The organism is Brevibacterium aurantiacum (assembly GCF_900169065.1).
GTDB classification, from domain to species: domain Bacteria; phylum Actinomycetota; class Actinomycetes; order Actinomycetales; family Brevibacteriaceae; genus Brevibacterium; species Brevibacterium aurantiacum.
In genome coordinates, this window is sequence record NZ_FXZB01000032.1 from 1 (window position 1) to 23,172 (window position 23,172).

General features: G+C 58.4%; 21 protein-coding genes and 2 pseudogenes. 14 read left to right on the plus strand and 9 right to left on the minus strand.

Translation table 11 applies throughout. The features are described from left to right. Window positions 1–698 precede the first annotated feature (698 nt). The gene (locus BAUR9175_RS19435) at window positions 699–923 is read left to right on the plus strand and encodes a hypothetical protein (RefSeq protein ID WP_180959272.1); all 225 of its coding nucleotides are present in this window, start codon (window positions 699–701) and stop codon (window positions 921–923) included. 478 nt (window positions 924–1,401) lie between these two features. Here the strand turns inward: BAUR9175_RS19435 and BAUR9175_RS17100 are convergent, their stop codons facing one another. Next, the gene (locus BAUR9175_RS17100; RefSeq protein ID WP_101584647.1) at window positions 1,402–1,926 is read right to left on the minus strand and encodes a Dps family protein; all 525 of its coding nucleotides are present in this window, start codon (window positions 1,924–1,926) and stop codon (window positions 1,402–1,404) included. 387 nt (window positions 1,927–2,313) lie between these two features. Here BAUR9175_RS17100 and BAUR9175_RS17105 point away from each other — a divergent pair, with 387 nt between their 5' ends. The 6 genes and pseudogenes from BAUR9175_RS17105 (at window position 2,314) to BAUR9175_RS17130 (ending at window position 5,960) form a co-directional block, all read left to right on the plus strand. Then, the gene (locus BAUR9175_RS17105) at window positions 2,314–2,727 is read left to right on the plus strand and encodes a hypothetical protein (protein ID WP_101584648.1); all 414 of its coding nucleotides are present in this window, start codon (window positions 2,314–2,316) and stop codon (window positions 2,725–2,727) included. Then, entirely contained in the window at window positions 2,720–3,472 is a 753-nt protein-coding gene (locus tag BAUR9175_RS17110; protein WP_101584650.1) for a GvpL/GvpF family gas vesicle protein, read from the plus strand. Before BAUR9175_RS17105 ends, BAUR9175_RS17110 begins: the two co-directional genes overlap by 8 nt. 170 nt (window positions 3,473–3,642) lie before the next feature. Further along, the gene (locus BAUR9175_RS17115; RefSeq protein WP_101584688.1) at window positions 3,643–4,704 is read left to right on the plus strand and encodes an iron-containing redox enzyme family protein; all 1,062 of its coding nucleotides are present in this window, start codon (window positions 3,643–3,645) and stop codon (window positions 4,702–4,704) included. A gap of 103 nt (window positions 4,705–4,807) precedes the next feature. Next, entirely contained in the window at window positions 4,808–5,038 is a 231-nt protein-coding gene (locus BAUR9175_RS17120; RefSeq protein ID WP_101584652.1) for a CDGSH iron-sulfur domain-containing protein, read from the plus strand. 139 nt (window positions 5,039–5,177) lie between these two features. Continuing rightward, a pseudogene (locus tag BAUR9175_RS17125) lies at window positions 5,178–5,549 on the plus strand (nitrate reductase); the annotation flags it as partial. A 132-nt stretch (window positions 5,550–5,681) separates the two neighbouring features. Next, complete coding sequence (locus BAUR9175_RS17130; protein ID WP_125178311.1) at window positions 5,682–5,960, plus strand: hypothetical protein; 279 nt, start codon at window positions 5,682–5,684, stop codon at window positions 5,958–5,960. Between the two features lie 22 nt (window positions 5,961–5,982). Here BAUR9175_RS17130 and BAUR9175_RS19790 read toward each other — a convergent pair. From BAUR9175_RS19790 to BAUR9175_RS17150, 4 genes and pseudogenes are all read right to left on the minus strand, one after another. Further along, window positions 5,983–6,489: pseudogene (locus BAUR9175_RS19790) on the minus strand (CinA family protein). A gap of 852 nt (window positions 6,490–7,341) precedes the next feature. After that, window positions 7,342–7,527, minus strand: a complete 186-nt coding sequence (locus tag BAUR9175_RS19885; RefSeq protein WP_101584658.1) for an ATP dependent DNA ligase — start codon at window positions 7,525–7,527, stop codon at window positions 7,342–7,344. After that, complete coding sequence (locus BAUR9175_RS17145) at window positions 7,524–8,726, minus strand: zinc-dependent alcohol dehydrogenase (protein WP_101584659.1); 1,203 nt, start codon at window positions 8,724–8,726, stop codon at window positions 7,524–7,526. Before BAUR9175_RS17145 ends, BAUR9175_RS19885 begins: the two co-directional genes overlap by 4 nt. Window positions 8,727–8,810: 84 nt before the next feature. Continuing rightward, a complete protein-coding gene (locus BAUR9175_RS17150; protein ID WP_101584661.1) occupies window positions 8,811–10,457 on the minus strand; it encodes an NAD-dependent epimerase/dehydratase family protein in 1,647 nt (548 codons plus the stop codon). A gap of 531 nt (window positions 10,458–10,988) precedes the next feature. Here BAUR9175_RS17150 and BAUR9175_RS17155 point away from each other — a divergent pair. Then, window positions 10,989–12,101, plus strand: coding sequence for a carboxylate-amine ligase (locus tag BAUR9175_RS17155; protein WP_101584663.1), 1,113 nt, complete (start codon window positions 10,989–10,991; stop codon window positions 12,099–12,101). 416 nt (window positions 12,102–12,517) lie between these two features. On the opposite strand, the gene BAUR9175_RS17165 is transcribed toward BAUR9175_RS17155, so the two are convergent. Continuing rightward, window positions 12,518–13,327 (minus strand): pyridoxamine 5'-phosphate oxidase family protein, encoded by an 810-nt coding sequence (locus BAUR9175_RS17165; protein WP_101584664.1) that lies wholly within the window; start codon window positions 13,325–13,327, stop codon window positions 12,518–12,520. A gap of 245 nt (window positions 13,328–13,572) precedes the next feature. Here BAUR9175_RS17165 and BAUR9175_RS17170 point away from each other — a divergent pair, with 245 nt between their 5' ends. Continuing rightward, complete coding sequence (locus tag BAUR9175_RS17170) at window positions 13,573–13,872, plus strand: hypothetical protein (RefSeq protein ID WP_101584666.1); 300 nt, start codon at window positions 13,573–13,575, stop codon at window positions 13,870–13,872. A gap of 73 nt (window positions 13,873–13,945) precedes the next feature. Continuing rightward, window positions 13,946–14,311: a VOC family protein gene (locus BAUR9175_RS17175; RefSeq protein WP_101584668.1), complete on the plus strand. Its 366-nt coding sequence runs from the start codon at window positions 13,946–13,948 to the stop codon at window positions 14,309–14,311. 234 nt (window positions 14,312–14,545) lie between these two features. Here the strand turns inward: BAUR9175_RS17175 and BAUR9175_RS17180 are convergent, their stop codons facing one another. Beyond that, window positions 14,546–14,962 (minus strand): ChaB family protein, encoded by a 417-nt coding sequence (locus BAUR9175_RS17180; RefSeq protein ID WP_101584690.1) that lies wholly within the window; start codon window positions 14,960–14,962, stop codon window positions 14,546–14,548. 149 nt (window positions 14,963–15,111) lie between these two features. On the opposite strand from BAUR9175_RS17180, the gene BAUR9175_RS17185 reads away from it, so the two are divergent. Continuing rightward, window positions 15,112–17,259, plus strand: coding sequence for a catalase (locus tag BAUR9175_RS17185; protein ID WP_101584669.1), 2,148 nt, complete (start codon window positions 15,112–15,114; stop codon window positions 17,257–17,259). 16 nt (window positions 17,260–17,275) lie between these two features. Here the strand turns inward: BAUR9175_RS17185 and BAUR9175_RS17190 are convergent, their stop codons facing one another. Then, complete coding sequence (locus BAUR9175_RS17190) at window positions 17,276–18,340, minus strand: hypothetical protein (RefSeq protein ID WP_241211506.1); 1,065 nt, start codon at window positions 18,338–18,340, stop codon at window positions 17,276–17,278. A gap of 267 nt (window positions 18,341–18,607) precedes the next feature. Here BAUR9175_RS17190 and BAUR9175_RS17195 point away from each other — a divergent pair, with 267 nt between their 5' ends. Together BAUR9175_RS17195 and BAUR9175_RS17200 are read left to right on the plus strand one after the other, a co-directional pair. Further along, complete coding sequence (locus tag BAUR9175_RS17195) at window positions 18,608–20,143, plus strand: alpha,alpha-trehalose-phosphate synthase (UDP-forming) (protein ID WP_241211505.1); 1,536 nt, start codon at window positions 18,608–18,610, stop codon at window positions 20,141–20,143. Next, window positions 20,124–20,429, plus strand: a complete 306-nt coding sequence (locus tag BAUR9175_RS17200; protein WP_101584672.1) for a hypothetical protein — start codon at window positions 20,124–20,126, stop codon at window positions 20,427–20,429. Before BAUR9175_RS17195 ends, BAUR9175_RS17200 begins: the two co-directional genes overlap by 20 nt. A gap of 111 nt (window positions 20,430–20,540) precedes the next feature. On the opposite strand, the gene BAUR9175_RS17205 is transcribed toward BAUR9175_RS17200, so the two are convergent. Next, on the minus strand, window positions 20,541–21,083 hold the full coding sequence (locus tag BAUR9175_RS17205; protein WP_241211609.1) for a TetR/AcrR family transcriptional regulator: 543 nt from the start codon (window positions 21,081–21,083) through the stop codon (window positions 20,541–20,543). 413 nt (window positions 21,084–21,496) lie between these two features. Here BAUR9175_RS17205 and BAUR9175_RS17210 point away from each other — a divergent pair, with 413 nt between their 5' ends. Further along, window positions 21,497–22,540: a baeRF2 domain-containing protein gene (locus tag BAUR9175_RS17210; protein ID WP_101584674.1), complete on the plus strand. Its 1,044-nt coding sequence runs from the start codon at window positions 21,497–21,499 to the stop codon at window positions 22,538–22,540. The last annotated feature ends 632 nt before the right edge of the window (window positions 22,541–23,172 follow it).

Sequence of the window (23,172 nt, forward strand, 5' to 3'; positions counted from 1 at the left end):
ACGCACTTTCGCGATGACCTGATCCGGGGTATGTCTACGTGCCATAATCTGTGAATTTCCTCCTTGCATCCATTATCGGATGCGAAACTCACATAGTCACCGGACTCCTACCCGGGGGCCCAACCAGATCGACCGACGGTGTTTGCGTACAAGGTGCCATGATGCTTTTCGGCCGAACGAAATTCACCCTACAAGGTCATTGGAGAATAATGCGAAAGTAATGTGAAATATAACGAGAATATAACGGTCTGGTCATGTGTCCAGGTGGTTGGTGGTGACGTGAACGTTCGGTGAATGCCTCCGGAGGGTGTCTTCTGGGGAGTTTTTGGTGTAGGAGCGGGGCTTTGCCTTGAGATTGCGGGGTCGCACTCACGCCGCGTTTCTCCGGCAGGCATCCTTGTGTCTCAGCTGTTGAAACGTCGATACTTTTGTTCGAACAAAAGTCCTGACTCAGTGCGTTGAGTCACGGAGCGTAATATGACGAAATTGTCACGAGTGCGTGTCGTAAATTACCAGGTGGTAAAGCTAGGGTTCGGGTTTTCGTGCGATGAATAGACGGCGACGGGGACGGAGTTTTCACTCCGTCCCCGCCGCCGCGGGTGTTCAGCTCAGTGGCTGAGTCTCCTATATATCAGTGCTTACCTGCTGCCGAGGCACGGTAGCGACGTGTTCCGAAGACCACGGCCGCACCACCTGCGATGAGCAGGGCCGCGAAGCCGACCAGGGTCAGAGCGCCGTCGGCGCCTGTCCGTGGGAGGTCTCCACCGTCGCTGCTGCCCGAGGCGTTGGTGCTCGCACCGGCACTCGCCGAGGCGTTCGAACCTGCGGAAGCGTTCGACTGGCTCGAGGAGCTGGCCTGGCTTGAGGAGCTGGCCGAGGACTCGGAGTCCGAGGAAGCTCCGGCGTTAGCCGATGCTGCCTGATCCGAATCTGCCGAAGCCGATGCCTGATCTGCATCGTCATCCGACGAAGCGCTGGCTTCTGCACCATCAGCGTCCGCAGAAGCGGTTGCTTCTGCTTCGGCTTCTGCAGCGTCAGCCGCAGCGGTTGCCGAGCCCTCTGGGTCAGCGTCGGCTGAAGCGGATGCCTCTGGGTCAGCATCAGCCGAGGCTGCGCTGTCCGGATCGGCGTCAGCGGAGGCCGAAGCTTCAGCACCATCCGCATCAGCGTCTGACGCTGCTACTGCGGAGGCCTCAGCGGAGGAGTCGTCGTTCGAGGCAGCCGATGCTGCTGCTACCGCATTAGCTTCAGCAGCAGCGGTGTTGTCGGCGTTTGCCGTCTCGTTGTCGTCTGCATCTGCTGCTGCGGACGCCGTTGTTTCGGCGTCTGCGGTACATTGAGAAGCCCCACCTGCCGATGAGCAGATGGGGCTACTGAGCCTATTCAGGTCAAACTATCGGTTCATTGAGGCGTACGAGTCTCGGCGCTGATGAACCATGCCTGCTGCTCGAGTTGTGCCATGTACTCGTGGAAGAGGTCTGCTGTCGTCGGGTCGGTGGAGTCGACCTCATCGTGGCAATTTCTCATTGTTGCCACCGTGGTCTCGACAGTCTTGACCATGTGGTCGATGGCGTCATGAGTGGTGATTTCACCCTCAGGAAATTGGGGCAGACGCGTCTGCTCGGCTACGACAGCTGGCCGACCGTCAGGTGACGCGTGGAGAGCACGCATCCTCTCGGCCATGGTGTCGCTCCCGGCGCGGGCGATGCTCACCACCTCGTCGAGGTTGAGATGGAGATCGCGGAAGTTCGGGCCGACGATATTCCAGTGTGCTTGTTTGGCGGTAAGGCTCAAGGCGATGAAATCAACCAGCACGCTTTGCAGATTCTTAGTCAGAGCAGCGGGAGCGACGAAACCCTGTTCAGCGTTTTCTCTCTGCGTCTTCTCTGAACCGTGGGGTTCGGGAACATTGACTGTTTTTGCCATGAAACTTGCTCCAATCTCTCCGGGTTCCGGAGTAGATGACCACCATAACGCTCTAAGTGGACATCTGTAAGCCCCTGTCGGTCAATCCTGACCCCCCTTGACGGATCAGTGGTGACTGGGGCGACCATTGTGGAGAGGGCAGGTTGCTCTTGACTTCCGCGACATATCAGAAGCCGGCAGATGCAGTCAGGAATCTGCGATCACCGCGGACAACGGGCAGAGACATTTCCGAAACCCCTACGTCACGTCGGATAATAATCTTCTGCACGAACATTGCCACGGCACGGTGTGCTCGTTTTCCGAACGTAACGGCGATTCAACGCCGACTTACCGTGTTCAAGGGGCCCATCACAGGTGTGCGTATGCGCACATAATCGGAGGTACCCAGTGAACGACAAGATGAAACTCACAGGCTTGATACTCAGCGGTTATATGCTGGGCAGAACAAAAAAGTTGGGGTTAGCGCTGACAATCGCTACTTCCGTAACTGGGTCAACGGCGGTGAACAACCGCGACAAGCTGACGGGCGGCCTCAAAGAGCTTGTGGATTCGTCTCCTGAACTCAAGAGCCTCCGAGAAAAGGTCACAGGTCGCCTGGCCGACTCCGGTAAGAATGTAGCCAAAGCGATGGCAGCTAAAGGCGTCGACCAGTTGAGCAGCAGGCTCCAGGATCACACTGACAAGATGAAGTCGGCTCTCGACGAGGCGGATCTGCCGGAGCTGATGGGCGGGACGCCGGAAGACAAAGAAGCTCGTCGGGGAAGCGCCCCGCCCGCAATTCCACGGAGTCCGAATGAGTGAAGACACCGCAGTTGACAGCGATAGATATCTCTACGGCATTGTGCTGACAGACAGTGGCCTCCCCAGTCGAATTGACGGCGTGCAGGCAGGCCAATTGCTCACCGTCAGCTTCGGGAAGGTGGCAGCAGTGGTGTCCGATCTCGTTGAGACAGAGGTTCTGGGAACTCCGGATGATCTGGGCACCCACATCGAGGTGCTCGACGGGATCGCCACCACGCAGCCCGTGTTGCCGCTGACGTTTGGGACCGTGGTCCCAGGGGAGACAGATATCGCCGGCGAGATACTCGCCCCGCTCGAGGCGGAGTGCATCGACGCTTTAGAGAAGCTCTCAGGACATGCCCAGTTCACACTTCTGGCTCGGTACGATCGTGACACCGTTCTCGGGGAGATCATTCTCGATAACCCCGAGGCTGCGGAGCTGAGGGGGATGATCGTCGGCACAAGCGAGGATGAGACACGAACAGAGCGCAACCGCCTCGGCGAGATCGTCGTGAAGACGATGGAGAGCTGGAAACCATCCGAAGCGTCGACGATTCTCGAGCAGCTGAGGCCTCTCGCCGCTGACATGTGCGAACGTGAAGCTGGGCAGGCCGAGGACGTCACCGAGGTGGCAGTCCTTCTTAGCCAAAAGGTGATCCCGAAGTTCAACGACGTAGTCAATAGCTTGGCTGAAGCAAATCAGGAGCGCCTGAGATTTCGGCTCGTTGGCCCCCAGGCGCCGTACGACTTCGCACCCGAGATCTAGGCGCTGAGCTGGGACTTCTGTTCCGCGATTATCGGATCGCAGAACAGTGTATGGACATCGCAGAGTACCGCGCACCTGCTCAGAGCCTAGGCGAGAGCGAAAAAGACGCGCACATCGTTGCCATCTGGCCCATTAAGCTGACAATACAGTCACATCAGGAGGGTATTTCAATGACGACGCGTTTAACTGACGACCCCATCCGTACTGCACCGAATGCGCGCGGCCCGGTCAGCGACACCTTAATCGGCGTCCTTACCGGAGCACGCCAGACGACAGACGCTAATCTGGTTGAACTCGCAGGCTCGGTTGCCAGCGCCCTCCAAGCAACCGACGACCTTCTTTTCGATGAGGACCTGCAGCTCACGCTCTACTTACTGTATGTCCTGCACTACGGCCCTGCAGAGTTCGTCGAGGGCGATTGGGAATGGAACCCTCAGCTGATCGGCATCCGACATCTCATCGAAAGACAACTCGAAGAGGAGCTGCGGTTGCACAACCCCTCGCCCACAACATTGCCGGTCAATGGCGAGGAAGTCGCTGAGACGCTGTTCTCAATGACTGCAGACGCAGCCCAGCCCACTCTCGCGACGTGGATGGCTCGACACGCCACAGTCGACCAACTACGGGAATTCCTGATTCACCGGTCCATCTACACTCTCCGCGAGGCCGATCCGCACACGTGGGCGATCCCGCGACTCAGGGGCCGAGCTAAGGCTGCGCTCGTAGAAATCCAGTCTGATGAATACGGCGGTGGCAGACCGGAGCGTATACACGCAGAGATCTTCGCTCAAACCCTCCGTAGTTTCGGATTGGACGATCGACCAGATGCCTACCTCGATGTGGTCCCAGCGGTGATCCTCAGTTCGGTGAACACGATGAACTTCTTCGGGCTCAACAGGCGACTGCGAGGCGCCACCATCGGTCACCTGGCCGCTTTCGAAATGACCTCGTCGATTCCAAACAAGTATTACTCCCGCGCCTTCGCTCGGCTCGGATACGGCGAAGATGTCACTTGGTACTTTGACGAACATGTCGAAGCCGACGCGGTGCACGAGCAGATCGCCGGACGCGACCTTGCCGGAGGGGCCGCCGACGACGATCCACGGCTCATTGCCGATATTGTCTTTGGCGCCTCGGCGTGCTTGTTCGTCGATGACCTCGCGGGCCAGCTCATGCACGACAGATGGACTAATGGCCAGTCCGCGCTGAGAAACTCACCGGGTGGTGAATGATGCATCCGCGGCTCGATGCAATCCCGGCACAGAGATGAGATTGCTACCGCAGCACATTCATTCGTAACGTTGAGAACGATTTATGAAGGAAGGTCTGCCCAGAATGAATGACGACACTGACCCGGTGACCGTGACGGCGTGCCCTGATGGCCCACTTCTTGTGCGAGGAAATTTCTCGCTCGCAGCGGCCCCGGGAAGGACACCGGAACAGCCGAACCGGAAAGTTGTGGCCCTTTGTCGGTGTGGCATGACGGGAATCCCTCCGCTCTGCGACGGTTCCCATAAGCTGACTGGATTCAAAGCTCCGGCGCCGAAGCCAACTGACCCAGACTGACAGATGCACTCAGCTCTCGCATCCATGCGCATCCACTACGGGCTGGCCATTTCGCCTGCCGGTGGAGCGGGCAGGGTTCCAGGTTTGTTCAGCGGCGAGTACGGCGAGGCTTACCGACATCCGCGAGGAAGGCACGCTCGTGGTTGACCGAATTGCAGATATTTGGGGTTCGCGGACTCCCTTCCCCAAAGGTCCGCGATGGCCTGTTCGAGTTGACCCAGCTCTGAAGGATGGCGTCGAAGAGCACGACGTCGGTCGTTGGGTGCAATCCGCTTGTGTCTTATGCAGTAACGGCTGCGGTTGTGACATAGCGGTCAAAGACGGGCAGATGGTGGGAGTCCGTGGTCGTTTTCAGGACGCAGTTAACCGTGGTCGCTTTGGGCCCAAAGGCCTCTTCGGCAGCTGGCAGGGCCTCAATCACAAGGACCGTCTCACGAAGCCCCTCATTCGCAGAGACTGTGTGTTGGTAGAAACTGACTGGGATACCGCGATGGCGCGCAACTCGAGCAGACCCCCGCCAGCTCCTATCGCGTGATCTCGTCTGGCTACACTGCGGAGGCTGACGTTCATTCTCTGCTGCAGACTCTCGCGAAACAAAGCGAAGCGCACAGAGAGACGATCCGGCCGCTCCTCGACAAGTATCATGACGACGATGGCGCCGATGCGGTGCGCAAATGGAACGGGGCGCAAAAAAGTGCGGTCAGGGCCCCTAGCCCTGTTACTGGGCTTACAATATCTCTACGCTCAAGCGAGCTACGTCAACATCACCTGGATTCTAGCCAAACAAGCTGCACTGGCCTCCCACGATCAAGTTCTGCGCGAGATTACGTCTAGCGCGGAAGCAGATACAGATCAGCAACTTACATGGATGATCACGAGAATGAAACAAGCTGCACCGCAAGCGCTTCTGGTCGCCGATTAGTTTTCTGCCAACCTACTGATGCCTACTCAGACACATCGACGTATCGATCCTGGAGGGCTTCTAACAGCATTGCCAGTGCTCGTTCCTCGGTGAGGGACAAGATGTCGATTGGATCCCCTTGAAATCTGTGCAGCTCGGATCGCACGTCGTCACCGACGAGAACCGCGATCCACGTGGTCCCGGGATCCTGCCCGTCCTGACCATCAGGGCCACCCGCGCCGGAAGCGGCTACAGCAGCATCGGCTTAAATCAGACTGCACGCGGATCGAGCCATCATTTCAACCGAGGCCGCGGAGATCACCGAACCGCGAGGCACCATGAGAAGACGGTGTTTGACCTCGCTCGAGTATGCCACCACTCCGCCCGCGAACCAGTTCCCCGAACCGGGCGCGGCCGCGAGTTGGCTGGAGATCTTACCGCCTGTGAGAGACTCCGCGACGGCGAGGCAAATGGCTTGCTCATCGCACAGCTCGGGAATACTGCTGGCTATCTTCGCAGCGTTCTTCTCGTGTTTCTTGTAGCTGGTCACGTCCGTACTCTACTCGCGTACAAGGGGAACTGTCCGGACACGAAACTTTGAGCGCTTTCTGCCTCGGACGACAACCTCGGCGAATTGATCGCGGGAGCGGCGAAGGCTGCACGTCGGTGGCCGCTCATTCGAGGGCGGACTCCACGTGAGACGTCGGCAATAGGTGTTGAACCCATAAGTGGCACGACCGACGAGCCGCGTTGAAGCCTGCATCATATCTGTACTGAGAATCCTCGCTCCAAGGGTGTGCAGGCAGAGGCTATAGCCACGTCCCGTGTCAACAACTTTTGCTAGTCGCGCGGTTGCTCTCCCGTTCGAGAGCACATACGAGTTCGTGTTTGGTCATGGTTGAGCGTCCCGACACGGCGGGCCTCTTGGCCTCGGTGTACAGGTGGTCCTTCGAAGCGTTGGAGTCGACGCCACCAGCAGTATTACGGTTCGTGTTCTTTTTCCACCGGCGCTTTGCGCGTCGGAAGGCCCAGAGGGCTCTCTGGGTTCCCCTTAGTCGCCGATCTTCTCAAACGCATGTTTCAGCGCCTCGAGGCCAACCTTGTCGCCAGGTTACCCCCTGCACGATCCTCGTAGTGGTGTGAGTGAACGATATTCCGACGTGGGTAAAACCAGCGGCGTGCTGTCAGTGCGTTTTTCGGCGTATGGGTGAATGTACGTCGAAAAGTGCAGGCCTATTTCAGTTTGTGACATCGTCGAAGTCAATGTCGTCGCGGAGCCCGCGCCAGACAGGGTGTCTGAGACGACGTTGGTGATCCGACCGAAACGGACCTCTCCGATGATGCTGGGCCGCACCCAATGAGCATCGCGGGACTCTGCAGAAGGGACGTCCAGCGGTGGCGTCTACCGATGAAGACGTTCGAGTTCTTTTCGCAGTGAACGTAGCTGATGCTCATCGAATCCAGTCCCGACCCGACCGAGGTAAACTAGCCCGTCCTTGCCGTGAGCTGCCACCAGCAAGGAGGCAAACGCTTCGGACCGCGTGCAGTGAGTGTTGTTGAGAGGGTGAAGCCGCCTCCCGCAGCTCACGAAGTTCTCGTGCCGGGATCACTGCTTTTCGGGTCCAGAACGACTTTGATGCAGCCGTCAGTCTTCTTTTGGAACATGTCATAAGCTTCTGGCGCCGATTCGAGGGGCAATCGGTGTGTGACCAGATCTTCCACGCCAAGCGGGTCCTGGGGGTCCTCGACGAGCGGCAGCAGATCATCGATCCAGGCCCGTACGTTGCACTGGCCCATGCGCATTTGAATCTGCTTGTCGAAGAGTTCCAACATGGGCATCGGGCTGATCTGGCCACCGTAGACGCCACTCAGCGATAGCGTCCCGCCTCGCCGAACCAAGTCGATGGCTGCATGGAGGACGGCAGTACGGTCGACTCCACCCGTTTCCATCAGCTTTCGAGCAGCCGGCGATGGGAGCACCCCGACGGCATGCTGAGCGAATGACTCCAACGGGGAGCCGTGCGCTTCCATCCCCACAGCATCGACAACAGCATCGGGGCCCCTGCCGTCGGTAGCCTCACGAATAGCATCATGAGTGTCTTCGCCGTAGTCGAAAACATCGATGCCGTGGCGCTCAGCCATTCCACGACGTTCGGCAACCGGGTCGATCCCGAATACTTTCGCGCCCAGATGCTGCCCGATGCGGGCAGCGAATTGTCCGACAGGGCCGAGCCCATAAACTCCCAAAGTCATACCCTCGCTGGTGCCGGCATATTTCACGGCTTGCCAAGCGGTGGGAAGGATGTCGCTGAGGAACAGATACCGATCATCCGCCAAATCGTTGCCGACCTTGATCGGCCCAAAATCGGCATGAGGAACTCTCAAGTATTCAGCTTGCCCACCAGGCACAGAGCCATACAACCGGGAATAGCCGAGCAACTGGGCACCGGACCCATATTCTTTGACCTGGGTAGTCTCACACTGAGAATAGAGACCTCGTGAACACATCCAACAGTGGCCACAGGAAATATTAAACGGCACGACGACTCGATCACCGACCGCCAGGCTGGAGGCCGGGCCGGCTTCGACGACTCGACCCATCGGCTCGTGGCCAATGATGTCACCGGGATCCATGAAAGGCCCGAGCACTTCATAGAGGTGAAGGTCCGATCCGCAGATCGCCGTCGAGGTAACTTCGATAATGGCCTCGTTGGCATTCTTGCGGATTGGGTCGGGGACTGTCTCCACGGAAACATTTCGTTTGCCTTGCCAGGTGAGTGCACGCATATCGGTTCTCCTTCGCTGTGCAGGTTATAGGCCTGCGCTGGTTAACGGTGGATTTGTCGGTCGTGAACTGTTCGCCTTCCGGACTCATTCAGCTTTGATGGGGCTGGAATCTGAGTCATGGTCATAAACGTCTTGATCGGATCGAAACGCTCTGCCCCGTGCGTATTCGTGAATCGCATCGAGAACCGACAGCTGATGGAGAGCATTTTCACTCAGCTCGGCGAACTGAGACGTCTCCAATCCGAGTCCTTCTGCATTATCGGCAAGCGTCTGCCACATACCGAGTTTGCCGATAACAGCGCTTCGCATCAGCTCAGTTTCGAGCACCATGGTCATGGGGGAGCGGTTGAGTACTGCCCCGTTGCCTTTAAGTCGGCCGAGGCGTTCTCCCGTCCATGCGATTGCTTCGGCAATCGGCCGTCTTTTAAGACCCAGCTGTTCGAGCAGGCGCTGTATGAAGGCGTGCTCTCTGCGGATCTGGTCGGCCAATTCTGACAATGCTGCAAAGACTGGAGTGTCAGTGAAGTCCGCAGCCATCCTTTCGATTCTCTCGGCCCCGGCGGTAGCGCCCGTGAGATGGTCGCTGATATAGAGCCCGAGCAGATCGATATCGATGTCAGGAACCGACTTACTAGTGGTTTGGTTGCCTGCCGAATAGTTTTTGCTTTGACTCTGTGCGGCCTGCGGTTGGTCGAGATTTCGTGGCCGCATGGGAACCGACCCAGCCCCTTGCCCAGTCGCCATTCCCACGAGCAGAACGCGCGCAGCGTCGATGGCACTGAACTGCGGACGCCACCCGAGTTCCAGTTTGGCACGTGAGCTGTCCATCAGCGGGACGGCCAATCCCATATCCAACCACCCCTCATCAGCAGCCACCAGTTTGGCGCTGTGACCGAGACCGAGTGCCGTGCGCACAACACGTGGCGGCAGTTCCACATATCGACCATGACCGAGCAAGTCTGCCAACTCCTGGGCACCGAGCACATCGTCGGCGCAAATGTTGAACGCACCCGGGCAGCGGTGCAGGACGCTTGCAACGTAAGCTCGTGCAACGTCGGAGGAGTGCACTGCTTGGACTCCACGCAGACCCGCCGGGACCGGCAGGAAGGGCAGATGGCCGGACTGAAGAAGCTGCAGCGGCATCCAGGACCCGAGGAAATAGCGCTGTATTTCAGACGCAGCGTCTGCGCCGAAGATCAGGGCCGGACGCAAACGTGTCACGGTGACCTCGGGGTGATCGTCAACGAATCGGTCAAGCACTCGCTCTTGTGCTGCCTTGTCCACGCTGTAGTGCGAGGTGGTGATTCCTGTTGTCGGCCACGACTCATCACGCCGGTCGAGAGATTCGTCTGCAGAATACGCCCCGACCGACGACGCCACCACGAGGTGAGGGACCTTGGCCTTCGCCACTGCGGCAGCCACCCGCGCCGTTCCCTCGACATTGACTCGGCGGAGCAGATCACGATCATCATTCGGCTGAATCAGCCAGGCCAGATGAATGACAGCATCGACACCCGTCAATGCCTCGGTGAGCTGCCCGACTGCGGTTGATTCGCTGCTGGCCGCAGCGATGTCAATCGACTTCCAATCGCAATCGGCATACGGGGCGACTGAGGTGTCGGGCATTCTCCTGGCGATGCCTACGACCGAGGTGATCTCCGACGTCTCGTGAAGAACGCCCAATACGGCCGTGCCGACATTGCCGGTGGCCCCGATGACTGCTACTCGCATGTGCGCTCCCAACGTAAGGGTTGTTTCCTGAGGTTCGTATCGTCGTCACTTCGTGACCTATGGTGGCCGGACACAACAGCTCCGTCTCGCGTCGCTTGTTCTAGCAGAAAACATAGTAGACCTCACGATAAGCCCCATGATCAATGGACGTAAGGGGTTGCCGTGCACTCCGTAGTCGTGTACGTCCGACGGTTCACCTGCATCACGTTCACGCTGCAGGCGTGGTGATTCCGCTGGCTGCGCGGTCGTCGCCAATCGAGCATGCGCGATCCTCAACCGCGGGTGCTGTTCAAACCGAGGTGTTGTGGGGCAGGCTCCGACGCTCGGTGAAGCCTACAACTTCGCTCAGCAATCGACGCGCGAGTCGGGAGATCGAGGGCCCCAGCGGGTCAGGGCATCACGACGGCCAGCAGATGGCCCATCGATGAAACCCTCGAAGCAGACATGAATGTCACCGACCGGACGACGGACGAACTATTGTCTCTGGTCGAAGAGGGCGACATACTCGAGTGAGTGACCAGAGGAGGCCAGATGACTGCCTTCGGTATCGAGGAGGAATTCCTCCTTGCCAGCCGTTCTACTCTGTTGCCTGCTTCGCCGACAGATCAGCAGAAGACGGCACTGATGACGCTCTCGCCCCACAGGGGGCGTGTTACGGACGAGTGGCTTGACTGTCAGATCGAATACGCCACCCCTGTGCTGAGTACCGCGTCAGAAGCCTTCGAAGATCTGTGGGCCTTCCGGAAGAACCTTTCCTCGACGGCCGATGACCTTGGACTGCTAGCAACGGCACTGGGTACTGCACCTCAAATCTCGGGGGCCCCTCCGGTCATCAGCGACGGCTCTCGCTACCGGGAGATGGCGGCGCTGGCACCGGCGATTGCGAGCGAGCAGTTCATCAACGGAATGCATGTACATATCGGTGTCCCTGATAGGGAAACCGGAATAGTTGCGCTCAACGGACTACGCAGATGGCTTCCTGTACTGACGGCTCTGAGCGCCAATTCACCTTTATGGCGCGGCTCCGATAGCGGTTTTGCAAGCTGGCGCTCGATACAGTACCGCCGATGGGTCATCTGCGGAGTTCCTCCTCACTTTCAGAATGCCGACGATTACGATTCTCGGATCTCGGCATTCCAACGCTCAGAAGTGATTGATGACGAGGCTATGGTTGGCTGGCTGATTCGATTGTCGCCTCGGCACCAAACCGTGGAAATCAGGGCCTGTGATGTACAGATGCACACCGAAGATGCCCTGACGCTCGCGTTGCTTATGCGCGGACTTGTCGATGCTGAAATCTCTCACCCGGTTGCGAATGTGGTTCCTACTGATCTTGTCGACATTGCTCACTGGCAAGCTGCACGGTTCGGGTTGGCAGGCAATCTCATGGACGCAGAAGCTCAGAGGAATGTGCCCGCCGCTGCGGCGACGTGGGCCATGTTCGATCGGGCGAAGCGAGACCTGCTTCGAAACGGCGACGAGGAACGTGTACGGACGGGAATCCGGCGACTGCTGCAATTTGGCACCGGTGCCGCTCGTCAGCGAAAAGTCTTCGCTGAAAGAGGCATACCCGGGGTGCTGCTGTACTCCGGCGATCAATTGACGTCCCGCGAAACGCAGGCTACTGGGTCCAAAGAAGTCTAGCTCCCAGCCAGAACGTCTGTTCGTGACGGACATTACCGAGGCCTGCGGCGGAAACGCCTGTTGCAGGCCTCGGTCCTATATCGAGGTCGCCGATGGCTGCAGCTGGGCTCCCTTCTGGGCAGCACCATACTTCGTCTTCCACCGCCCGTGGCCTCTTTCGAACTTAAATTTCTCGGCTCGGCTGTGACGGATCACCCGAACCACCTCGGGGCAAAAGAGTAGGCGGCATCCGTATCGGCCAGCCTTTCGAGAACCGTCTCGAAACGATCACGGGGTAGGTCGATCCGTACACAGAGATCGTCTCATTGGCGCGAGCTTGGCGACATCTCCTCCAGGTCGAGAATCATACGATCATGGAGCGACAGAACGTGCATGCTTCCTGGGATCACCAATCCTCGTTGTGAGAGGGTCTCGGCTCAGAGCTCCGTGGTCGCAGTGCCTCCTGGGCTGCGATCACCGGCGACTTTGCCCTTGACGATTCTCACCAGGCCGGAGAGTTTGCCGCCAGGCAGGCCCCAGTGCTGAGCAGACTCGGTCGTGACCTTGACGAGGCCGAGGCTCGGGTCATTGCTGTCTGCGAACCAGGCCGAGACAGACTTGGACCAGAGTTCTTTGATTTTATTGCGGTCGTCGACGAAGTCGATGTGACCGGCGACGGAGAGCCAATTGCCCGCCTCGGCGATGCTGATGTTGACTGCGGGATTGGTTCTCAGTGCATCCGTCTGATCGCCGCCGAGATCGAGGTAGAACCATACGTCGGCATCATCCGTGATCTCCTGGGGCGCCATTGGATGGGTGAGGATCGTGCCGTCATTGAGCGCGGTCGCGAGCATCACGGAATCAGCGCTGCGCAGGATTTTGACGACATCGGCCTGGCTGAGTTCGTCGGTCGCGGACTCACCCTCCGGCTTCGTCTTATCGAACTTCCCGCTGTCGGGGTTGCCGGCTGTAGCGGCTCCATCCAAATGATGGCGTGCTTTGCCGGATTGAGATTGGGTCGCATCGACTGCCGTATGCGATCCGTCGGGATTGCGATGCAGGCTCACACCCTGTTCTGTTGCGGTGTCTTGAGCGCGGCTCTCGACGTCTTCCTCGGTGTACCCGACCTTCGCACGCGACTCCACTTGTGAGGTGCCGCCCAGGGGCTCGGTCGCCTCATCCAACTTCTGTGCAACGTCGCGCGCTTTCGACTCGGTGGTCGACTCGTCGTTCGTGTTTCTGTTCATGAACAATCCCTTCCTGACGATGCATGGCCGGTGTTCGATCATTCTCACACGGGATAACGCCGAGCAACAGACCCCAATGGCTCAGGTAACGAGTCCGCGACGGTCCCGACTTATTGTGTCGGTGCCTTGATCCCAAGCCATGGTGGGTCTAGCGTCGAGAACACGAATCGTGGTGCCCATTCGCGGGCACCCGTCCAATCATCGCGTGGCTTGATTGCGTTGAACTCAGATAGGAGCAGAACCCCATGAGCGACGAGAAGAAGAACCTGCCAGATGGTGCAGCAGGACAGGAACACGGCGCTGAGCAGGACATTGAGGCTGCTGGCGTCGGAGTCAGCGCCGAGACGGAAGCAGAAGGAAGCTCACAGAGTCCCGAAGAGCAACTCGAGCGCATTGCCGCAGAGCAAGACGTACCGATAGAGAAGGACCCGAAGGAGGCACAGGCTGCAGGCGAGGCCGGGGCCGCTCCCTCCGACAACGAGCGCGACCTCCGCGGTGGAGACACCAAGGAGGAAGAGGACACTTCTGCAGAGCCACCGGACTGAGCTGGCTCTGCGAAGGCGCCTCAGACCATGATGAGCAACGGCAGGACACAATCAATTGGAAGAAGGACCAACGATGATCGGCACATTGAATACAACGGCTTTGGATTGTCCCATTCCGTTGGAGAACGCCAAGTTCTATCAGACACTTCTTGGCGGTTATATCTCCCCGGAGGAAGACACTGATTGGGTGAACCTGTTCGAGCCGTCAGGGCGACAGATTCTATCGTTCCAGCGAGCACGCAATTATGTCGCTCCGACCTGGCCGGACAACACCGTTCCTTTGCAGGTGCACATCAACATCCGGGTCGAATCCTATGAAGACGCCGAGCCGACTGTCCTCCTCGCGGGCGGTACGTTGATCGATGATTCAAACGAACACCCTGATTTCCGAGTCTATTCCGACCCGATCGGACGCCCGTTCTGCCTCGTGCTGCACTGATCTCCTCACGCGTATGAGGGGGACAGGCGGTGAAGGAAACGTACGAATAGGCGAATATAGTTCGATGGGCTCTAGCCGCCTATGCTCTGCGCGGCAATACCGCGTTTCTCAGTGATCCTTTAGCTAGCGAGCGAACAGATACGTCGCGACAACTCTCCTCCGCCCTGCGTCTTAGACAAGCTCGACACACTCGCAACGCGGGGACGGTGACGAAGGCGTTCGAGTGGTTGTGCCCTAGTCTGCTGCCGAGGTCGCCCGGTTGCTCTCCTTCTCAAGGGCGTTGACAAGTTCCTTCTTTGTCATTGTCGAGCGCCCGGAAATGTCGAGCTTCTTCGCCTGCTTGTACAGATGGTCTTTAGACGCATTTGCATCAACGCCGCCAGCGGTCTCACGATTCGTATTCTTCCCGCCGGCGCTCTGCGCGTCAGAGGGACCGGAGGACTTCTTCGGCTCCCAACTGTCGCCGACTTTCTCATAAGTGTGCTTCAGAGCGTCATAGGCGACCTGGTGTGCGCGCTTCTCATCGTTGTACTCCTCCATCGCAGAGTCGTAGGCCTTGGCGAAGGTGCGCTGTGCCTTGAGATCTGCCTTCTTAAGAGTCGAGGGCAGTTCTGACTTCTTGGGCTTTCCTGACGCGGTGGTTTTCGGCATGATGACCACATCTCCTCGCACGTGTAGAGGTCACGGTTGTCGACAGGATAACCCAGATAAATGCTCCCCGTAAGGGGGATTGTCTTCGTCGATACAAGGACATAGCGTGACCACGAAGAGTCTCAATCGCCGAGGTGAGGACAGCGAAGATGCCATCCGAAGAGAATCCGTTCATCCCAGGAAAACCAGCGTCGGCAACGCCGGAATTCGAGGAGCCACAATGTCCCCAAGGGCCCCTGGGGTCGAAGCCGGACCAGAGTGGACCCAGGCCGACCACGCCCACTGGAGCCGACAGTGCTGACGGGCAGACCGAGCAGGCACAGCAAGGCGAATATCATACGACGGCGCAAGGCGGCAGGCTTCCGGATACGAATCATTCGCTCAAGGCAGGGGCACGTGGGCCGGTACTCCTCCAAGACCATCATCTGCGCGAGAAGATCACCCACTTCGACCATGAGCGCATTCCGGAACGGGTCGTCCATGCTCGTGGTGCAGCCGCGCACGGCACGTTCGTGTCATATGGGACGGCATCCACAGTCACGAAGGCAGGATTCCTTCAGCCCGAGGCAGAGACCGAGGTATTCACACGATTTTCAACGGTTGTCGGATCACGTGGTTCACCCGATGTTGCTCGAGACACACGAGGTTTCGCCACGAAGTTCTACACCTCCGAAGGAGTGTTCGACCTCGTCGGCAACAACTTCCCGGTCTTCTTCATCCAGGACGCGATGAAGTTCCCCGACATCGTTCACGCGGCGAAACCGCACCCCGATCGAGAGATTCCACAGGCTCAAAGCGCCCACGATACATTCTGGGACTTCGTATCGCTCCATACCGAAGCCACCCACCACACCATGTGGCAGATGTCTGACCGCGCGATTCCCCGCTCGCTGCGCATGATGGAAGGTTTCGGGGTGAACACGTTCCGTCTGGAGAACGCTGCTGGGGAAACCTCGTTGGTGAAATTCCACTGGAAACCGGAGAACGGCGTGCACTCCCTGCTGTGGGAAGAAGCGCAACTGACCAATGGCTTCGACCCGGACTTTCATCGCCGAGACCTTGCCGACGCGATCGAAGCGGGAGCCTATCCGAGGTGGGAGCTGGGCCTGCAGGTGATGCCTGACTCCGAGGACGAAACGTTTGAGGGCATCGATCTGCTCGATCCGACCAAGCTCATCCCAGAGGAGCTCGCTCCAGTCACGTCTGTAGGCATGCTGACGCTTGATCGAAACCCTGAGAACTATTTCGCTGAGACTGAACAGGTGGCTTTTCATCCTGGTCACCTTGTGCCGGGAATCGACGTCACCAATGATCCCTTGCTGCAGGGGCGGCTGTTCTCCTATCTCGATACACAGATGACCCGTCTCGGCGGCCCGAACTTCAGCGAATTGCCGATCAATCGACCGCGGTGCCCCGTCAACGACATGTTTCGCGACGGGATGCATCAAACGGCGGTTCACCAAGGCGTCGCACCGTACAAACCGAATTCGCTTGACGGCGGCAATCCCTTCTCCAGCAAGGGCGAGCACGCGCTCATCGACGTTCCCCAACCCGTGGCCGAATCGGTGAAGGAACGCCGCGCATCAGCATCCTTTGACGATCACTTCAGCCAGGCACGTCTGTTCTGGCTGAGCCTGACCGGTATCGAACGCCAACATCTGGCGGAAGCATTCATCTTCGAGCTCGGCAAATGCTACGAAGAGACCATTCGGCAACGAGAAGTGAAGAATCTCGCCGCCATCGACCGAGGACTCTGCGAGACAGTGGCTGAGGGGCTGGGGTTGGACGTCCCGCAAACGACCGAGCAACCAGCAGCAGACGTGACTGCGAGTCCAGCGCTGTCCCAAATCAGCGGGCGGTGGCCAGTGGCAGGCAGGAAGGTCGGTCTCGTTGCCTCTGCGAACACGCCCATTGAACAGATCACAGTTGTGCGGAAAGCTGTTGGCGACGTAGGCATGGTGCCCCTCCTCATCGCTCCGAGAGGTGGCAGATTGGGCGAAGGCAACACAGCAGTTGCGGTCGAGCGCACCTATTCCACGATGCGGTCAGTTGAATTCGACGCTGTCGTGTTGGCCGGCGGCATTGAGACTTCGACAGCAATCGACGTGCTTATCTCCGAAGCCTGGCGCCATCTGAAGCCAATTGCTACTTGCGACGATGCTGAGCACCTGCTTGAGGAACCCGGGATCGGGCTCGACGATCCAGGGATCTTCTGCGGCGGCGGACCTGAAGAAGTGACGAAGCAACTCATTGCTGCGCTCGCTGAACATAGGACTTGGGCTCGCGCCGAAATGTGAGCGCAGCCGTGTCTGCTCACTCAGATTCGTCGACGGAGTAGACACGGGTGCGCAACCTCTGTGCGTGCGTGAGGTTCTTGATGTCTGCGTTGGAGTCGAAACTCGATCCCAGCGCGCCCGCGACGACTCCCATCGCGGCGCTGAGCCACGCGATGTCGAGGTAACTGGTGAAGGCGGCGGGGGCCTGGATCGTCAGGCTCATGAAGCCTGGGTCGATGACGATGAGGCCGCCGACGAGAATTCCGGCGACGAGTGTCGCGTACAGGGCGATGACGCATACGATCAGCGTCAGCACCGTGGACAGATTGTAGTAGAGGACTACAGGAGCCAACCGTTCGCGGTCGGGGCGATCCCATAATCTATTCGTCGTGATGAGCCAAATGACCATGACCGCAATGGCGATCAGACCGATGGAGATCAGTCGTGCTGTCGACAAGTAGTGAGACATCTGCCAGATGGAGTTGTAGAAGATGCCGAACGCTCCGGTTGCTGACGCCGCTGCCATTGCGCGCGAGAGCTTCGAGGCCATTCTCACAGGATCATTGGCGCTGGTCATCCCCAGAATGAGGCGCGGACCGCCCGTGAATGTGTGGGCGTGAAGCGTCTGATGCCCGGAGTCGCTTTTCTCGGACCATTGTCCCCACCGGGGCACTGACTGGTTAGCGCTGGCGGGCAGACCATATGGGACGAATTGGTTGATGCAGCTTGTCAGTATCTTGTGGACTCGTTGTTTCGACGGCCATGCCCCCAGCGTGGGGAACGAGATCACCGCAACCTTCCTGTCGCCCAGCACCTCGGCGACCAGAGGTTTCCCATACGTGTGGCGGGGGATCCCCGTCAGCATGAGAACCGCATCGACCTTGTCGTAGACACTGATGAATGAGTCGAGGGTCGACATCTCCAATTGATGGTCCGGCTGTACTCGGATGACTTGAGTACTGGTCTCGAGGTGGGCATCCACATTGAAAACCTGCTGCAGCTGCTCTTCGAAATCATCCGTGAGCGAAGCGATCCTCTTACTCGCAGCCCCAGGGTCAGCGATGATGAGCACATGCATTGATCGTGTTGTCGATTCAGCCATCAGAGCCTTCTCCGTCCGGCGCCATGAGGAGCCTCGTTGTGCGAGTTGCGACCACAATACGGTCTCTGCGGTGAAAAATCCCCGTGAGAGCAACTCAAGTGGGGAGCCCAGCCGCTCCTGGCCTCATGCTAGAAAAATCCAGTCCCGCTGAACAAGCGCCCTATAGGGAAGCAGAAAGATATGTCGTCCGGCTTGATCGTGGTAACGTGACCTACACGACGTTTACTTAGTAAGCTTCTGTTTCGTGTCGACTATTCGACCAGGACCTTGTCCGGCATCGAAGCTCTGCACTCGGTGCGACAGTCGGTGTCTGACCTTCGGGCGATCGATCCGCGCGTCGGAAGGCTGGTGAATGCAGTGAAATACGGAAATCAGTCGCTGGTGGTGGTCGCCAATCGCCTACCGGCGGATTGCTGCGAGGGAAGCTGGTCGCCTTCTCCGGGTGGGCTTGTGTCGGCGGTGGCACCGATGGTCAAGGAGAGTCACGGCGCTTGGATCGGGTGGGGCGGAACCTGTGAAGAGGAATTCGAGCCGTTCGAGTTTGACGGAATGAACCTCGTCCCCATCTCTCTCGGAGCAGAGGAATACGATAAGTATTACGAAGGGTTCTCCAACGCCACATTATGGCCGCTCTATCATGACCTTGTTGTGCCGCCGCAATTCCATCGTTCCTGGTGGAATACCTACTGCTCCACCAATGCCCGATTCGCTCAGGCGGCGGTCGATGCCGCCGACTTCGGGGCGACTATCTGGATCCACGACTTCCACCTGCAGCTCGTTCCAGAGATGATCCGAGCCCAACGGCCCGACGTTCGCATCGGGTTCTTCAACCACATTCCGTTTCCCGCGGAAACGATATTCGCGCAGCTTCCCTGGCGCGATTCGATTCTGAAGGGGTTGCTCGGTGCAGACGTGATCGGCTTCCAGCTGGCCTCGGATGTGAAGAACTTCCGCAGTGCAGTCTCGCGGTTCTCAGAGTTCGACGGGGAGAATCTGCCGAGCACAGTACGGAACTATCCGATTTCAATCGATACGACTGCGATTCACGAGGTCGCTGAAGCAGGGGAGACCCAGGGCTGGGCGCAGCAGATGCGCGAGGAGCTCGGTGATCCGCGAACGCTCATCGTCGGCGTTGATCGGCTTGACTACACCAAAGGCATCCTCCATCGCCTGCGTGCCTACGAGGAACTTCTCGAAGACGGTGTGATCGATTCACAGGAAACGACGTTCGTTCAAGTTGCGGTGCCATCCCGGGAAGGGCTTGAGTCTTACCAGGACTTGCGCGATGAGGTTGAGCAGTTAGTCGGAAACATCAATGGCAACTTCGGTGCGATGGATCGTGCGGCTATTCACTATTTCCATCATTCGTATTCCTTCGAGTCGACAGTGGCTCTCTACCTCGCGGCCGACGTCCTCTTGGTGACTTCTCTGCGAGACGGGATGAATCTCGTGGCCAAAGAATACGTGGCGGCTCGTCGCAGAAATGGCGTCCTCGTGCTATCGGAGTTTGCCGGAGCGGCTGCCGAGCTGAATGATGCGCTGCTGGTCAATCCTCACGACATTGCCGGGCTCAAGACCGCCATTCGGCTTGGAGTGGAAATGTCGGCAGCGGAAGCCGAAAAGCGAATGACCTCCATGGCCGACGTCGTCCAACGTCACGACATCCATCGCTGGGCCCGAACATTCCTCGCCGACCTTCGGCCGAAGCCACCGACACGCGAGTCTAGGACCTCAGAACCATCGAGCGGGCCCATTTCCAGCACCCACGATCAGAGGACTCAATATGTACACACTGCTGAATAATCAAGAAGCCTCGAAGTTCGATCTCTATCTTCCGGGAAAACTTGTGGCATCGCTGCACTATACGATCAACGAGAAGGAGGTCATGTTCATCTATTGCGAAGCTATAGAGACCCCTGAAGCGGCACACCACTGCAAGGAACTCATGACCAGATCGCTGAAGGATGTGCGCAATCGCCATATGAAGGTGACTGTCACATGCGCTATCGCGTTGAAATTCCTCGATGACCCCGCTATGAATCTGCCGCCGGGAAGTCGGACCATCGTGTCAGAGGAGACCTCGGCCTAAGACTGCAGGGTGGTGCGTATTCGTTCGATCAGACTGTCAAGACCATCGTCGAATTCGCGCTGAGAGTGGTCTTCGGCGAGTTCGCTCCGCAGCCCTTGGAGGGTTGGATACTTATCGAGCGAGGTTTCCTCGACCGTCGATGTGTCCTCGGGGCTGATGGCCACTCCCAAGGCAGCGACTCGAAGCAGAAGTGCGCCGAGGAGAAAGCATCGTGAATGCCTTGTACGCATCGACGGCAGCTGAATCCGAGAAACTGAAGTCCTGGAGAGAGGCAAGGAAATGATCGACCCATCTCAGACTGCGCATCGGGGGACGTAGCCAAGGTGCTTCCGGTGGATGCGCTGTGATCAGCGGGAATATCTTTGGATGCTCAAGTGCAAGATTGCGTAGGGCATTGGCCACATGCTGGATGAGGTCTTCCCAGGAGCTCGGCTGGGCCGTCATCAGGGTGTCATTGAACAGATCGTCGATGACTTGGTGAACGACAGCAGCGACCAATTCGTCACGGCCGTCGACATGTCTGTACAGTGCCATCGCCTCGAAACCGAGGGATGCGCCCAGCCGACGCATCGTGAGTGCTTGAATTCCGTGTTTGTCGATATAGGCGACGGCACCACGAACTACGTCATCGCGGCTGAGCCGTTGACGAGCCATCGTCTGCACCTCCCGAGCGTCGCCTGGTTTTCGCATTTTACTTTCCAGTAATGCGATGTGTAGTAGCGTCCGTTCACTCACGCCAGTTCAGAAGATCGAGCACTGCCTCGAGTGTCCGGTTGCGGACGTATGCTGATCGCTTCCCTTGTCTTTATTCGACAATAACGCAGAACGCAGGTTCCCATAAGAGGGGTCAGCCGCCACGAGGGTGTTTACAAGCACTGGGATAGGTGTAAGTCTGGGTTGATCGCACGAATACGTGGCACCGACGGCGAATGGAGCTGATTGAGTCACCGTGAGTCGGCTGGGGGTGACCGTCGAGTATTCTCGCCGAGCGCCCAGGCGTCATTGAATTTCCCACGAGAACTTCCCGCGATCGTCGGCAGACGTCGACGAGAACAGATGAGGAGCTGATGATGAACTTCGAAAATCTACGCACTGTATATGACAACCAGGGTCCCTTCGCCACCGTGTATCTGGAAGGGCGTTCTCCTGCGGCCGATGCCGAGAAGCAGGTGCGGCTGAGGTGGGACGAGCTCCGTGAGAACCTCGCGAGCGCCGGCGCGGCAGACGAAATCCTCAAGAACCTCGACGACACATTGATCGTCGAAGACATCACCGAAGTTCAGACCGACGGGCGGATCGTCGTCGCCAACGCGGCCGGAGTCGTCCTCGACGAGCACTGGGATGCCGCACTCGGCACCGGTGACACCGCACATTACGGACATGTCCCTGAACTGGGAGCCTATGTCCGTGAAGGATGTCGCCTGGTCGATATGGTCCTCGTCATCGCCAATCAGGAGGGTGCGACCATCCGCGAGCTGCGGGTATCCCCACAGCACGAGGCGACGCAGCAGGATGAGTCAGTCGTCAGCGGTGACAACGATGAGGACATTCACGCACCACGTCAGGGCGCGCTCTCGCACAACCAGATCCGACGTCGGGCCGATGAGATCGTCAAAGACAATGCTCGCGCAGTCGCTGACCAGGTCGACCAGATTGTTCGTGCCCGTGAACCGGACCTCGTCGTCGTGGCCGGCGAAGTTCAAGGTCGGACCGCGGTGAAGGCCGAACTGTCGACCCGAGTCACCGAACTCCTCGAAGAGACCGATCAGGGAGGCACAGATGATGACGCTGCAGAAGATGCCCTCTACGACGCCTTGAAATCGCTTGCCTCTGATCGGGTTCAAGCCAAACAGAACGAAGACACGGAGAACCTGTCCCACAGCAAGGCGCACGACCTTGCAGTAGAAGGACAGGAAAAGGTCTCTCAAGCGGTTGGGCGCGGGGCCGTAGCGACCGTGCTCCTCAACTACGATGTTGGTTCCGAAGGCGAAGGAGCGATCCTGGCTGACGCTGTGCTCTCCTCCGCTGGCTTCGGACTCGTTGACGCTGACGTTGCAGACGGAATAGCGGCGATCCTGCGCTATGACGCTGCCACTGCCCTGGCCGACTGACCAGGGGCGACTGAGCACAGCCGACTGACCAAGGTTGACCGACCAAGGCTGACCGAGTTCCCGCACTTGACGGCGCCGACAGGTATCGTCGTGTGCGGGTTTCTCGTTGATGGGCCGACGCGATGGATCGGTGGAGCGCCACCTACTGGCCGGTACAGATCAGGCGGCTTCACTCGGGAAAGTCATGACTTACCGATGACTTGATCAGGCTCGATGGCGCCACGAAGCCTCGACCGGTGCATCCAGTCGAGCGTCTCCGAAACCGAGCATCAGGCCAACTGGCAGTCATGTCCTTACATGGGGGCTTGTTCCTATCTTGTGGGGTACTTGAACAGGCAATATCTATAATCGGACCACGGATTGGCTGAAAGCCGCCTCATAAAACCTGGGCCCCCCTTGACGGATCCGAAATCACGCGGAAGATTGAGGTTCCAAGGGCAGATTGCTTTCGGCTTCTGAACGTCAGAAGTCAATAAACGAAGTGAGGGCTTTACGAACGATCCAGACGACGGCCAGTCGCGACACCAGCTGACTGTCGTCCGGGACTAGTAACTCAATTCATATCGAGACACGGCTGGCGATCACTGCTCATCGCAACAACAGATCGCCAAGCTCAAGGGTCCAACAACCAC

Excerpts from the sequence above, each read along its gene's own strand:
- BAUR9175_RS19435 (WP_180959272.1), top strand. The coding sequence starts at position 699 with ATGAGCAGGGCCGCGAAGCCGACCAGGGTCAGAGCGCCGTCGGCGCCT.
- BAUR9175_RS17100 (WP_101584647.1), bottom strand. The coding sequence starts at position 1,926 with ATGGCAAAAACAGTCAATGTTCCCGAACCCCACGGTTCAGAGAAGACG.
- BAUR9175_RS17110 (WP_101584650.1), top strand. The coding sequence starts at position 2,720 with ATGAGTGAAGACACCGCAGTTGACAGCGATAGATATCTCTACGGCATT.
- BAUR9175_RS17115 (WP_101584688.1), top strand. The coding sequence starts at position 3,643 with ATGACGACGCGTTTAACTGACGACCCCATCCGTACTGCACCGAATGCG.
- BAUR9175_RS17120 (WP_101584652.1), top strand. The coding sequence starts at position 4,808 with ATGAATGACGACACTGACCCGGTGACCGTGACGGCGTGCCCTGATGGC.
- BAUR9175_RS17130 (WP_125178311.1), top strand. The coding sequence starts at position 5,682 with ATGACGACGATGGCGCCGATGCGGTGCGCAAATGGAACGGGGCGCAAA.
- BAUR9175_RS17145 (WP_101584659.1), bottom strand. The coding sequence starts at position 8,726 with ATGCGTGCACTCACCTGGCAAGGCAAACGAAATGTTTCCGTGGAGACA.
- BAUR9175_RS17150 (WP_101584661.1), bottom strand. The coding sequence starts at position 10,457 with ATGCGAGTAGCAGTCATCGGGGCCACCGGCAATGTCGGCACGGCCGTA.
- BAUR9175_RS17155 (WP_101584663.1), top strand. The coding sequence starts at position 10,989 with ATGACTGCCTTCGGTATCGAGGAGGAATTCCTCCTTGCCAGCCGTTCT.
- BAUR9175_RS17165 (WP_101584664.1), bottom strand. The coding sequence starts at position 13,327 with ATGAACAGAAACACGAACGACGAGTCGACCACCGAGTCGAAAGCGCGC.
- BAUR9175_RS17170 (WP_101584666.1), top strand. The coding sequence starts at position 13,573 with ATGAGCGACGAGAAGAAGAACCTGCCAGATGGTGCAGCAGGACAGGAA.
- BAUR9175_RS17175 (WP_101584668.1), top strand. The coding sequence starts at position 13,946 with ATGATCGGCACATTGAATACAACGGCTTTGGATTGTCCCATTCCGTTG.
- BAUR9175_RS17180 (WP_101584690.1), bottom strand. The coding sequence starts at position 14,962 with ATGCCGAAAACCACCGCGTCAGGAAAGCCCAAGAAGTCAGAACTGCCC.
- BAUR9175_RS17185 (WP_101584669.1), top strand. The coding sequence starts at position 15,112 with ATGCCATCCGAAGAGAATCCGTTCATCCCAGGAAAACCAGCGTCGGCA.
- BAUR9175_RS17190 (WP_241211506.1), bottom strand. The coding sequence starts at position 18,340 with ATGGCTGAATCGACAACACGATCAATGCATGTGCTCATCATCGCTGAC.
- BAUR9175_RS17200 (WP_101584672.1), top strand. The coding sequence starts at position 20,124 with ATGTACACACTGCTGAATAATCAAGAAGCCTCGAAGTTCGATCTCTAT.
- BAUR9175_RS17205 (WP_241211609.1), bottom strand. The coding sequence starts at position 21,083 with ATGGCTCGTCAACGGCTCAGCCGCGATGACGTAGTTCGTGGTGCCGTC.
- BAUR9175_RS17210 (WP_101584674.1), top strand. The coding sequence starts at position 21,497 with ATGATGAACTTCGAAAATCTACGCACTGTATATGACAACCAGGGTCCC.